General features: G+C 75.0%; 11 protein-coding genes. 4 read left to right on the top strand and 7 right to left on the bottom strand.

The features are described from left to right. Positions 1-3 precede the first annotated feature (3 nt). A complete protein-coding gene (locus LWC35_RS00555; protein ID WP_037045267.1) occupies positions 4-495 on the bottom strand; it encodes a CarD family transcriptional regulator in 492 nt (163 codons plus the stop codon). 230 nt (positions 496-725) lie between these two features. On the opposite strand from LWC35_RS00555, the gene LWC35_RS00550 reads away from it, so the two are divergent. Both LWC35_RS00550 and radA read left to right on the top strand, forming a co-directional pair. After that, positions 726-1,328, top strand: a complete 603-nt coding sequence (locus LWC35_RS00550; protein WP_232867845.1) for a copper chaperone PCu(A)C domain-containing protein — start codon at positions 726-728, stop codon at positions 1,326-1,328. Between the two features lie 40 nt (positions 1,329-1,368). Beyond that, positions 1,369-2,781 (top strand): DNA repair protein RadA, encoded by a 1,413-nt coding sequence (gene radA / locus LWC35_RS00545; RefSeq protein WP_232867844.1) that lies wholly within the window; start codon positions 1,369-1,371, stop codon positions 2,779-2,781. Here radA and LWC35_RS00540 read toward each other — a convergent pair. After that, the gene (locus LWC35_RS00540; protein WP_232867843.1) at positions 2,762-3,664 is read right to left on the bottom strand and encodes a hypothetical protein; all 903 of its coding nucleotides are present in this window, start codon (positions 3,662-3,664) and stop codon (positions 2,762-2,764) included. The two genes, radA and LWC35_RS00540, sit on opposite strands and share 20 nt — an antisense overlap. A 144-nt stretch (positions 3,665-3,808) precedes the next feature. Here LWC35_RS00540 and LWC35_RS00535 point away from each other — a divergent pair, with 144 nt between their 5' ends. Both LWC35_RS00535 and LWC35_RS00530 read left to right on the top strand, forming a co-directional pair. Continuing rightward, positions 3,809-4,723, top strand: a complete 915-nt coding sequence (locus LWC35_RS00535; protein ID WP_372462973.1) for an iron-sulfur binding domain-containing protein — start codon at positions 3,809-3,811, stop codon at positions 4,721-4,723. A 32-nt stretch (positions 4,724-4,755) separates the two neighbouring features. Beyond that, a complete protein-coding gene (locus tag LWC35_RS00530) occupies positions 4,756-5,250 on the top strand; it encodes a 2'-5' RNA ligase family protein (protein ID WP_232867842.1) in 495 nt (164 codons plus the stop codon). A gap of 39 nt (positions 5,251-5,289) precedes the next feature. Here the strand turns inward: LWC35_RS00530 and LWC35_RS00525 are convergent, their stop codons facing one another. The 5 genes from LWC35_RS00525 to LWC35_RS00510 all read right to left on the bottom strand — a co-directional run bounded on the left by LWC35_RS00525 (position 5,290) and on the right by LWC35_RS00510 (position 11,635). Then, positions 5,290-6,534 (bottom strand): FAD-dependent monooxygenase, encoded by a 1,245-nt coding sequence (locus LWC35_RS00525; RefSeq protein WP_232867841.1) that lies wholly within the window; start codon positions 6,532-6,534, stop codon positions 5,290-5,292. After that, positions 6,531-8,438, bottom strand: a complete 1,908-nt coding sequence (locus LWC35_RS00520; protein ID WP_232867840.1) for an ABC transporter ATP-binding protein — start codon at positions 8,436-8,438, stop codon at positions 6,531-6,533. Before LWC35_RS00520 ends, LWC35_RS00525 begins: the two co-directional genes overlap by 4 nt. A 74-nt stretch (positions 8,439-8,512) precedes the next feature. Next, the gene (locus tag LWC35_RS38820; RefSeq protein WP_269803351.1) at positions 8,513-8,641 is read right to left on the bottom strand and encodes a hypothetical protein; all 129 of its coding nucleotides are present in this window, start codon (positions 8,639-8,641) and stop codon (positions 8,513-8,515) included. Positions 8,642-8,809: 168 nt separating this feature from the next. Further along, a complete protein-coding gene (locus LWC35_RS00515; protein ID WP_232867839.1) occupies positions 8,810-9,514 on the bottom strand; it encodes a hypothetical protein in 705 nt (234 codons plus the stop codon). Positions 9,515-10,981: 1,467 nt separating this feature from the next. Then, positions 10,982-11,635: a sigma-70 family RNA polymerase sigma factor gene (locus LWC35_RS00510; RefSeq protein WP_232867838.1), complete on the bottom strand. Its 654-nt coding sequence runs from the start codon at positions 11,633-11,635 to the stop codon at positions 10,982-10,984. Positions 11,636-12,155: the final 520 nt, after the last annotated feature.

Here is a 12,155-nt window from a genome sequence, read left to right as displayed (position 1 = left end):
GGGTCAGGCGTTGGTGGTGGCCAGCACCTCGTCGAGCAGGGCCTCGGCCCGCTCCTCGTCCGTGCCCTCGGCCAGCGCGAGCTCGCTGACCAGGATCTGCCGGGCCTTCGCCAGCATCCGCTTCTCGCCCGCGGAGAGCCCGCGGTCCTTCTCCCGGCGCCAGAGGTCGCGGACGACCTCGGCCACCTTGTTCACGTCGCCCGACGCGAGCTTCTCCAGGTTCGCCTTGTACCGGCGCGACCAGTTGGTGGGCTCCTCGGTGTGCGGGGTGCGCAGCACCTCGAACACCCGGTCCAGACCCTCCTGGCCCACGACATCGCGAACGCCCACGACCTCTGCGTTCTCGGCGGGAACGCGAACCGTCAGATCTCCCTGGGCGACCTTCAGGACGAGGTACTTGCGCTCCTCGCCCTTGATCGTCCTGGTCTCGATCGCCTCGATGAGAGCGGCACCGTGGTGCGGGTAGACGACGGTCTCTCCGACCTTGAAAACCATGTGTCCTCTGGCCCCTTTCGCTGCACCCAGGTTAACACGCCCGACCCGTCCCCGTTGCGACGGGAGGGCCCATCGTCGCAGGTCACGGGGTTGACAACGGGCGTAAAACGTGCAGACGCGGGTACGCGGGGGTGCACGGGAGCACGCCACGAGAGCCGAGTGCAGGGACTGTCGGACCCGGCGACTAGGCTGCACCCGCACGACCGGCCGTCAGGAAGGACACCCGAACCGTGAGCCGCGCGACCTCCCCCCGACGCTCCGCCACGCGCCCGGGCGCGTGGAAGGTCCTGGCCGCCGGCACGGCCGCCCTGGGCGCCCTTCTGCTGTCCGGCTGCGGTGCGGGCCAGCTCGCGCAGACCTCCGAGCAGGTCGCGGCGGTCGGCGGGACCGGCGGCGTGGTGGGCGACGTGGCCGTGCGCAACGCCGAGATCGCCTGGCCGACCGGCCTCGCGCCGACCGGGGCGGTCTACCGGAAGGGCGGCCAGGCCCTCGTCGAGATGGTGATCGTGAACGACGGCGGCGCGGCCGACCGGCTCGTCTCGGCCTCCAGCGCGGCCGGCACCCAGGTCGTCGTCACCGGCGAGCAGACCCTCGCCCCGCAGCTGCCGCTCGTCTCGGGCGAGGAGGGCGACGTCGCCGCCATCCCGGGCGCCAAGCGGGTCACCGTGGAGATCGCCGGCCTGCGGGACGACATCGTGGCCGGCCGCACTTACCCGCTCACGCTCGTCTTCGAGAAGGCCGGCCCGCTGACCGTCGACCTGCCGGTGGCGAACCCGACCACGCCGCGCCAGGACGAGGCTCCGGCCGAGGGCGCCGCCGAGGGCGGCCACTGAGCCCGGGCCAGCCCGGCGCGTCGACCGGGGCCGACCGGCCATGACCACGAGGACGCGCGCCGCCCGTAGCTCCTACGTCTGCAGCGAGTGCGGTCACCGCGCCGCGCAGTGGGTCGGGCGCTGCCCCGGCTGCCAGGCCTGGGGCACGCTGACCGAGCAGGCCGAGCCCGTCCGTGCGGCCACCGCCGGGGGCGGGCTGCGCCGGGTCGCGGCGGGGGCGCCGAGCACCCCGGCCCGCCCGATCGCCGAGGTCGCCCTCGACTCCGCCCGGGCCCGGCCCTCCGGGGTCGACGAGCTGGACCGCGTGCTGGGCGGCGGGCTGGTCCCCGGCGCGGTGGTCCTGCTCGCCGGTGAGCCCGGTGTGGGCAAGTCCACGCTCCTGCTGGAGGTGGCGGCGAAGGCCGCGGCCTCCCTGGGCGGCGGCTCGGTCCTCTACGTCACCGGCGAGGAGTCCGCGGGCCAGGTCCGGCTGCGCGCCGAGCGCACCGGCGCCCTGCACGACCGGCTGTTCCTGGCCGCGGAGTCCGACCTCTCGTCGATCCTCGGGCACGTCGACGCGCTGCGGCCCGACCTGCTGATCGTCGACTCGGTGCAGACCATGACCTCGCCGGAGGTCGACGGCTCGCCCGGCGGCGTCACGCAGACCCGGGCGGTCACCGTGGCGCTCACCGCCCTGGCGAAGGAGCGCGGGCTGCCCGTGCTGCTCGTCGGGCACGTGACGAAGGACGGCAACATCGCCGGGCCGCGGGTGCTCGAGCACCTCGTCGACGTGGTGCTGGCGTTCGAGGGCGACAAGCACTCCACCCTGCGGATGGTCCGCGGCGTGAAGAACCGCTTCGGGCCGGCGGACGAGGTCGGCTGCTTCGAGCTGCGGGACGAGGGCATCGTCGGCCTGCCGGACCCCTCCGGGCTGTTCCTCGCCCGGTTCGGGGCCACCCGGGCGTCGGTCGTGCCGGGCACCGCGGTCACCGTCGTCATGGACGGGCGGCGCCCCCTGCTGGCCGAGGTCCAGGCGCTCGTCGCCTCCTCGTCGATGCCCACGCCGCGGCGGGCCGTGAGCGGGCTGGACAGCTCGCGGGTGGCCATGCTGCTGGCGATCCTGGAGCGCCGCGGCCGGGTGCGGCTGCAGGACTCCGAGGTCTACACGGCCACGGTCGGCGGGATGAAGGTCACCGAGCCGGCCGCGGACCTGGCCCTGGCGATGGCCGTGGCCTCCGCGAAGAACGACGTCGCCCTCCCGCCGGACCTCGTGGTCCTCGGTGAGCTGGGGCTCGCCGGCGAGGTGCGCCGGGTCTCCGGGGTGCGCCGGCGGCTGGCCGAGGCCGCCCGGCTCGGCTTCACGCACGCGCTGGTGCCGCCGGACAGCGACGCGGGCACCGGGACCGGGATGAAGGTCACCGAGGTCTCGGACGTGTCCCAGGTGCTGGCGCGGATCAGGCGGGCGTCAGCGTGAAGTACGTCGGGCCGCTGATCTTGTCGGCGACCCGGGTCAGCAGGGTGTAGTCACCGGCGGGCAGCCGGGTGCGCGCGGCGGTGCAGCCGGGGTTCGACGACAGCCCCGACCACGTCACCTCGAAGGCCACCGGCTGACCGGGCACCAGCGTGCGCAGGTCCTGTGTGGACGGGTTCACGCAGTCGTTGCTCGACCACAGCCGGGTCCTGATCGGGCGGTCCCAGACCACGATCTCCTGCAGTGCGCCGTCCAGGTCGCGCACGCAGGCCTGGTTGCTGACGTTGACCACGGTGAGTCGCAGCTCCGGCCGGTCGCCGACCCTGTGCTGCGGCGCGTCGATCTCCGCGCCGACCGCGATCATGTCGTTCGTGCAGGGCGGCGGGCCGGTCGGCGGCGCGGGCTCGGTCGGCGGTACGGGCACCGAGGCACGCGGGGTGTCGTCGGGACGCTTCGACTCGTCGGTGGTGCTCGCCGGTGCGCCCTCGACGAGCGCGCCGGCGTGGCTGCCGTCCGAGGTCGTCGTGCCGGGGGCGGACGTCCCCAGCGGCACTCCCGTGGCCGACAGCGGCGCGTCGGTGGAGGTGCCGGGCACGGCCGACGGGGTGCCGGTCGTCGGGTCGAGAGAGGCGCCGGTCCACGGCGCCGCGGCCGACGCCGAAGCGGACCCGGCGGAGCCGGAGCCGGACGCCGACCCGGGCGGCAGGGCGGAGCTGTTGGCCGCGCGGTTCGTGGCCTCGTCGATCGGGCCGGCCTCGTAGGTGGGGCGGGTGAGCGCGGCGACGGAGAACCCGACGACGACGAAGAAGCCGATGACGGACAGCAGCGCCAGCCAGCGCCGTTTCCAGTAGACGTGCGCGGGCAGCGGTCCGACCGGCTCCCACATGTCACGCAGAGTAGATCCGTGATTACTACACGTCGCAGGACCTCGCGCGGCGCGGCGCGCCCGATCCACCGGTGTGGGGGACCGTATCGGGCGATCACCCACCCGGTCGCGCGGCCCGCGGACCGGCGGTGCGACGATCGCGGCGTGACCTCCGTGCTGCCCCGCCCCGCCTCCTGGCTCGGCGCACGCACGGCGGAGTGGTTCCGGGCGCACGCCCGCGATCTGCCCTGGCGGCGGCCGGGGACCACGCCCTGGGGCGTGCTGGTCAGCGAGTTCATGCTGCAGCAGACGCCCGTGTCGCGCGTCGAGCCCGTGTGGCTGCGGTGGATGGAGCAGTGGCCGGTGCCCTCGGCGCTGGCCGTCGAGTCCCGCGCCGAGGTCGTCCGCGCCTGGGGGAAGCTGGGATACCCGCGCCGGGCGATGCGGCTGCACGCCGCGGCCCAGGCCATCGCGGACGAGCACGGCGACCAGGTGCCCTCGGACGTCGTGGCGCTGGAGGCACTGCCGGGCGTCGGCAGCTACACCGCCCGGGCCGTCGCCGCCTTCGGCTACGGGCTGCGCGCTCCGGTCGTCGACACCAACGTCCGGCGGGTGGTCGCGCGGGCGGTCCACGGCGCGGGCGACGCCGGCCCCGCACGCGTGAAGACCGACCTGGCCGACGTCGACGCCCTCCTGCCCGCGGACCACGCGGAGGCCGCCGTCGTCTCCGCCGCCCTGATGGAGCTCGGGGCCGTGGTGTGCACGGCCCGGTCCCCGCGGTGCGCGGTGTGCCCGGTCCAGGACGGGTGCGCCTGGGTCACGGCCGGGCGACCGGACTACACCGGGCCCCGCCGTCCGGTCCAGGGTTACGCGGGGACGGACCGCCAGGTGCGGGGCAGGCTGTTGGACGTACTGCGCGGCGCCGAGCACCCGGTGGCCAAGACCGCGCTCGACGCCGCGTGGTCCGACGGGGCGCAGCGGGACCGCTGTCTGGACTCCCTGCTGGTGGACGGCCTGGCGGAACAGACCCCGGACGGCCGCTTCGCGCTGGGCGGCACGGCCGCGCATACGACAGACTGACCGCCCGAAGGTCACTGGGTACGAGGAGCTCGATGGCGCAGATCGTCCGCTTCCGGCTCGACATGGCCGCCGAGGAGCGTGTGGTGGAGCTCCGCGCCCGGCTCGCCGCCGAGGGCCTGCGCGTTCCGCACGAGGTCCCGACCGTCACCTTCGCGGCCGCCGCGCAGATCCCCGCCGCCGCGCGCGTCGAGCTCACCGAGGCGCTGCGCGGGCTCAGCCTGCCCTCGCTGTGGCTGCCGACGCTCGGCTCGGTCGCAGGCCACGACGACGACCTGGTGCTCTCCGCGATCGTCGACACCGAGCTGCTCGCCGTGCACAGCGCGGTGCACGACGCGCTGGCGGGCAAGGTCCGCTCGCCCTTCGGCTCCTACCTGCCCGGGGCGTGGCTCCCGCACGTCGTGCTGGCGCACGAGCGGCCGGCCGACGCGTTCACGCTCCTGCACCCCGTCCGCCCGGTCCGGGCGTCGATCGAGGGCGTGGAGATCGCGGACACCCGGGACGGGTCGAGCGAGCCGCTGTTCGCCTGAGCTGAGCGGGCCCGGTCGGGCGGCCCCGCCCGAGCGCGCTCAGCTCGCGCGCAGCAGCCCGCGCGGCACGAAGGCCTGCTCGCCCCGCTTGCGGGCCCGCCACCAGCGGCGCCCGCTGTGCACCAGCCTGCGCCCCTTGCGCACCGGCCTGAACTGGGTGGCGATGTGCCACTGGTAGCGCCAGGGCGGCTGCATCCCCGACCGGTAGGACAGGGCGTAGGCGAACTCCACGGCGTCGCGGTCCAGGTAGCGGTCGACGCTCTCGAACCAGGCGGACCCGGTCCGGGCCAGGGCCTGGGCGGTGCGCAGGGCCTCGCGGCCCTTGCGGTCGAACGTGCCGAGCGCCGCCGAGAGCGACGGCTGCTCCTGCAGGGCCTGCGCCAGCATGACCGCGTCCATCATCGCGAACCGGGTGCCCTGGCCCATCGTGTAGTGGGTCGTGTGCGCGGCGTCGCCGAGCAGGACCGTGTTGGCGTGCCGCCAGGTCTCGTTGCGCACCTCGAGGAACCGCAGCCACGGGGAGGGCCGGCCGCGGGAGCTGCTGATCAGCGCCTGCCCGTCGAGCGTGTGCGCGAAGATCTTCTGCAGCATCTCGATGCCGTCCTCGTGCGGCAGGGTGTCGAGGCCGAGGCCGGCGAAGGTCTCCGGCGAGCACTCGACGATGAAGGTGCTCACCCCCGCGGAGGTCGGGTAGCCGTAGCACCAGACCCAGCCGGCGTGGGTCTCCTCGAAGGCGAAGGTGAAGCTGGCGAAGACCTTGCGGGTGCCGAGCCAGATGTAGGGGTTGCGTCCGGTCCGCAGGGTCGTGCCGTAGTCGTCGGCCACGTGGTCGCGCAGCCGGCTGCGCGCCCCGTCGGCCACGACGACGAGATCAGCGGCCAGCTCGCCGGCGTCGAACGTGCCGTCGGCCAGCGCGGCGTCCGGGACCGGGGCCTCGTAGCGGACCTCGACGCCGAGGTCGGTCGCGCGGTTGGCGAGCACGTCCAGCAACCCCGCCCGCGGGACGCTGAAGCCGTACCCGGGCAGGTACCCGACCTCCCCGCCCCGCAGGTGCACCTCCTGTTCCTGCCAGAGGTGGGACCGCGCCGTGATCGCCCGGGCGGACTCGCGGTCGTTGCGGTAGAGGCGGTCGAGCAGCGCGTCGTGACAGACGACACCCCAGCCGTACGTCGCCCCGCGCGGGTCCTTCTCCAGCACGGTGATCTCGTGGCCGGCGTCGCGCCGCTTGGCCGAGATGGCGAAGTACAGGGCGGCGGGGCCCCCGCCGACACAGACGATCCTCATCGTGCCGCCTTCCTGTCGCGGACCCCGCTGCCGGCCCGGCGGGCCGCGAGGTCGAGGGGAACCGGTGCGGAGTCGTGGTGCAGCCGGTACAGCTGGGCGTAGCGCCGGTCCCGGGCGAGCAGCTCAGCGTGGGTGCCGGCCTCGGTCACCCGGCCGCCCTCGAGGTAGAGGATCTGGTCGGCGTCGGTGACCGTGAGCAGGTTGTGCGAGATGACGATCGTGGTGCGGCCGGCCATCAACCGGCGCATCGGGCCGAGCACCCGCTCGGCGGACTCGGCGTCGAGGCTGGTCGTCGGCTCGTCGAGGAGCAGGACGGGCGCGTCGCGGATCATCGCGCGGGCCACGGCGATCCGCTGCCGCTGGCCGCCGGAGAGCAGGCGGCCCCGCTGCCCGACGCGGGTCTCGAAGCCCTCGGGCAGGGCGTCGACGAAGTCGTCGACGTCGGCGGCCCGCGCCGCGCGCACCAGGTCCTCCCGGCTCGCGTCGGGCCGGCCGGCCAGGATGTTCTCGGCGATCGTGCCGTCGAGCAGCAGGGTCTCCTGGAGCACCACGGCGATGTTCGCGCGCAGGTCCGACGGATCGAGGTCGCGCAGGTCGCGGTCGTCGAGCAGGATCCGGCCCCGGGTCGGGTCGTAGAAGCGCAGCAGCAGCTTGACCATGGTGGTCTTGCCGGCCCCGCTGGCGCCGACGAGGGCCGTGGTGCCGCCGACCGGGACCGTGACGGACACGTCGTCGAGCACGTCGACGGTCTTCTCCGGGTAGCGGAAGCCGACCTCCTCCAGCCGCAGCTCGCCACGCACCCGGCGGACCGGGGTGGGGCCGGGCCCGGGGCGCGCCAGCCGCACGGGGTGCTCCGGGGCCGGCACGGACGTCCGCTGGTCGAGCAGCTCGATGATCCGCTCGGCGGCGGCGGCGGCCGAGTACACCGAGTTCGAGTAGCCGCTCAGGCCGCGCACCGGGGAGAACAGCTGCGAGAGGTAGACCAGGAACGCGAGCAGGCCACCGAGGGTGAGGTGGTTCGCGCTCAGCTGCCAGATGCCGACGCCCATGATCGCCATCACGCCGACCACCTCGACGGTCCGCACCGACGGCGAGTACATCGCGCGCAGCCGGGTCATGCGCAGGACCGCCTCGATGGCCCCCTTGCTCTGCCGGGCGAAGCGCCGCACCTCGGTCCGCTCGCCGCCGTACGCCTGGATCAGCATCGCGTTGCCGAGGCTCTCCTCGGTGACGGCGCTGATGCCGCCCGACCACTGGCGCACCTGCCGGGAGGCGTGCCGGATCCGCGCCGAGTACCACTTCGCCACCAGGCCGAACAGCGGGACCGCGGCGAGCGCGACCAGCGCCAGCTGCCAGTTCAGGTAGAACAGCACGGCGCTGAACACCGCGATGGTCACGAGCGAGGACGCCACCCGCGTGACGCCGGAGAGCACGAGGCTCTCGATCTGCGACAGGTCACCGGTCAGCCGGCTGAGGGTGTCGCCGAGCCGGCGCCGGTCGAAGAAGCCGAGCGAGAGCGTCTGCACGTGGCTGAAGACGCGCACGCGCAAACGGTGCAGGAAGTGCTCGCCGATCCAGGCGGTGAGGTAGGTCGTGAAGACGCCGAGGAGGCCGATCGCGATCGTGAGGCCCAGGTAGTACGCCGCGAGCGGGGGGAAGGCGGCGAAGTTCCGTGGGGCGAGGACGTCGTCGATCAGCAGCTTGAACAGCCAGACGACGGCGGCGTCGAGGAACGGGGTCACGACCACGAGCACGAGCACGACCGCCATCCGGCGCCGGAAGGGGCGCGCGTCCGGACCGAACCGGCGGAAGATCTCGCGCACGGCGACCGCGGGCGCGGCGTCGACCAACCCGGCCTCCTCGGACGGGGTGGGCCTCACCAGCGACCGCAGCACGTCGCGCACCCGGCCACCTCCTGGGGCGAGAAGGCGGCGGCCCCGCGGAACGGGACCGCCGCCGTCGGATCACTCACTCACGGTCAGTCGCAGCCACCCCAGTCGTGGCCCCAGCCGCCCCAATCGTCGTCGTCGTTGCCCCAGTGGCCCCAGTGGCCGGAGTCGTCGTCGTCTCCCCAGCCACCCCAGTCGTGGCCGCCCCAATCACCCATGGTCGTATTCCTCCCCCTGCTGTGGAGCCGTCCTTCTCGGACGTGTGCCCGGCTCCACTTCGGATGGTGTCCCCTCGGACGAGAGGACCGAGAAACAGCCGGGCCCACCGGTCGCCCGTTGCAGGCATCGCTCCTTCTCACCCGGAAGGAGCAGCGGAGGTTCGGGGGTCAGGCCTGCCGCCACCCCGTCGCCGGGTCCGTGCCGTCGCGGGACCCCTCGTCCCCGCGGCGGCCGGGCCCGGCGGCCGGGTCCGTGACATCGGGCCCGCCGTCGTCGGTGACCGCGTCGCCGGCGGGCTCCTCCTGGGCGCCGGCGGAGTCACCGGAGCCCTCGCTGCCCGAGTCGCCCGAGCTGCTGCGCCCCCGTCCGGAGTCGCCGTGCTGCTCGCGGCCACCGGAGCCGCCACGCTGCTCCCGGCCACCGGAGTCGGACCGGGTGCTGCCGTGGGAGCTCGTGCCGGAGCGGCTCTCGGAGCGGTTCCCCGAGCCGTTCCCGGATTCGGAGCGCGTGTCCGAACCGGAGCGGTCAACCCGGGACCGGGCGTCCGAACCGGATCGACCGTCCGAACGGGACCCGGAGTCCGGGCCGGAGCGACGGTCCGAGCCGGAACGGACGTCGGACTGCCGGCCGGGGGCGCTCCGGGCGGCCCGTTCCCGCCCCCCGTCGTCGCGGTGCCGCGACCCGTTCGACCACGAGGCCCGGTCGCGAGCCCCGCCGGCCCGCCGCTCCTGCTGCGTCGAGACACCGCGGCCCGCGTCGGAACGACCGTCCGCCGCCGCGGTCCGTCCGGCGTCGCGGCCGCGGGTGGCGTCGGGGCCCCGGCGCTGCTCGTCGGAGCGCCACGAGGAGCGGTCGTCGTGCCGGTCGCTCACCCGGTCCTCGCCGCGGCGCGACGAGGAGTCGGTAGCGCTCCGGTCCACGGCGTCGCGCTCGGTCGACGGCGTCCGGTGCGCGGACGACCGGGAACGGGACTCTCCGGAGCGGTCGTCGTGCCGCCCCGACCAGGAGTCGTCCCCACGCGCCCGGTCGGACTCCCCGGACCGACCGCCGGACGGGAGCGACCCGTGCTCGTCGCGGGCGGTGCCGCCGGGCTGGTCCGAACGGGCGTCCGAGGCAGACGCGCGGGTCCTCGTCCCGTCCCCGGACCGGTCGCGGACGTCGGGAGAGGCCTGCGGGGCGGTCGCCGTGGTGTCGCGGGCCTCGGGACGCGTCTGCGGACCGGCCGTGGTCGCGTCGCGCCCGTCGTGCCGGGCCCGGTGCGTCGGTCGAGGCCCCGCGAGTCGCGTCGTGTGCCTGCGGAGCCTCGTCGTGCGTCCGCGGAGCCCGGCCCGTCTGGCGGGCCTCCGGCTGCGGAGCGGGGCCGGTCGCGGCGCGGTTCGAGTCGGCGCGGTTCGAGTCGGCGCGGTTCGAGTCGGCGCGGTTCGAGTCGGCGCGGTTCGAGTCGGTGTGGTCGGGGCGCTGCCGGGCGCCGCTGTACGTCACCGGGCGCCCACCCGGGGCCGCCGAGTGCTGCCGGTTGGCGTCGCCGGACTGCTCCGGCATCCCCTGGGCCGGAGCAGGGTCCGGCTGCGACCGGCCCTGGAGGGGAGCAGGGCTCGGCTGCGGGTTCACGGAGGTGGGCGTCGAACGACCGGCTGTCCTCGGGGGCGGGGCGTCGTCCTGCGCGTGGGTGGCGGGGGGCGCCGACCGGTCCGGAGCGACCGGATCCGGCTGGGCGGTGTTCGGTCCGGTGGCCGCGCGGGCCAGGGACTCGTGTCGGGCGCTCAGGGCGTCGCGGCCGTCCTCGGTACGGACCCCGAGCAGCATCCGCCGCGCACCCGCGAGCTGGACGCGGGCGCCGTCGCGGTCCCCGATCGCCAGCTCGGCCGCGGCCCGGTCGAGCCGCGCGTCGACCATGCGGGCGGCGTCCGCCGACCCGACGGCGAGCGTCCCGGGCCCCTGGCCCAGCCCCGCGCCGAGCAGGCAGCCGACCACGAGCGCCGCGGCGGCGGCCATCGGGAGCCGGCGCGCGCGGCGGGCCTCCTCGGCCGGCGGTCGCGCCGGGGCGAGGGGCGGTTCGGCGGCGGGCGCTTCCTCCTCGGGCGGCGCCGCGTCGCCGCGCCGCACACCGCGCCACTCCAGCAGCAGGTCCAGGACCGGGTCCGAGCCGTAGCACTCGCGGATCCGGTCCTCGGGAAGGGCGTGCCGGCCCAGGGCGTCGAGCAGGGCGTCGTCGGCGAGGATGGCGGAGAGGTCGACCGGGTCCGGGGCACGCGGGCAGCACCCGCCCGCCGCGGGCTCCTCGTCGAGGGGCCGGCGGCCGGCAGGCGTGCCGTTGCCGTCGGGGGTCATGGGCCGGATCAGCCCGCTTCCGGCCGGAGCTGCCAGGTCGAGCCCGCGAGCATCCGGCGCAGCGCCTGGAGGGCGCGGTGCTGGTGCAGCCGTACCGACTCCGGTTTCAGCGCCAGGTGTTCGGCCGTCTCGCGCACCGACAGCCCCCACACCACCCGCATGAGCAGGATCTCCCGTGCCCGGCCGGGCAACCGGCGCAACAGCCGGTCGACCTCGGCGGCGGCCGCGCGGTCGAGGGCGTTGAGCTCCGGCTGGTCGCGGCGTTCGCAGCCGCCACCCGGTTCCGGCGGGTCGGCCACCGCCCGCTCGTGCGTGCGGACCGCCGTGGTGCACGCGCTCGCGATCCGGTGGCTCGCCACCGTGTGCACGAACGCGAGGAAGGGCCGTCCGCGGTCGCGGTAGGTGGGCAACGACCGCAGGAGGGCGATGCAGACCTCCTGCGTGACGTCCTCGGCCGACACGGCCGATCCGTGCAGCCGGTTCTCGCAGTAGCGCAGCACGAGCGGCCGCACCAGCTCGAGCAGCTCCGTCAGCGCGCGCTCGTCCCCCCGCCGGGCCGGCGCGACCAGCTCGTCGATCCGGTCCCCGGGCCCCCCGGCCCGGTCCGGTTCCGCCGCGGGCGGGTCGTCCGCGGCCAGGACGCTTCTCCGCTCCTGGTACATCCCCACACCTCGGGCGCGTCCCCCACCGGTGTCCCGGCTCGGCGACCCGGGACCCCGCGTCGGCGGGTTGGCCGGCGGCGCGCAGCTCTCGACGTTGTACCCGGAATTCGCCTGCGCCCCGGCGGATTCGCGGCTCCCGAATGGAGTGGGCAGAGGCTTGCACAGCGCCGACTCGGGCCACAAGGCCATTTCTGAGTGTGTCTCAGCAAGCCGGTGACGATGCGGTACACCGAGGTCACATTCGGCGACCACAATCTGTGTGAGCTGCGGAAACAATGATCAAAATGGCCGTGACCCGCAGGTACGTAATTCAGGAACCGCCGTTCGGAGCAAGGTGCGGAACGGGCGACGGGACGAGACCGGCCGAAAACGCTGTGTGGCAGCCGATCCGGGCGTCACCGACATCGGGCGAGAAAGGGGTCGACGACGGCGAGGAACTCCTTCTCGTCGGCGCGCACCAGATGTCCCGTTCCGGGCGGCACCCAACCCCGGCCCCGAGCCGCTCCGCCATCGTCGCCGC

The sequence above is a fragment of the Pseudonocardia kujensis genome, assembly GCF_021283305.1.
Lineage (GTDB): Bacteria > Actinomycetota > Actinomycetes > Mycobacteriales > Pseudonocardiaceae > Pseudonocardia > Pseudonocardia kujensis.
Note: the sequence above shows the minus strand (reverse complement) of the source record. Positions and strands in the feature narration are given on the sequence as shown.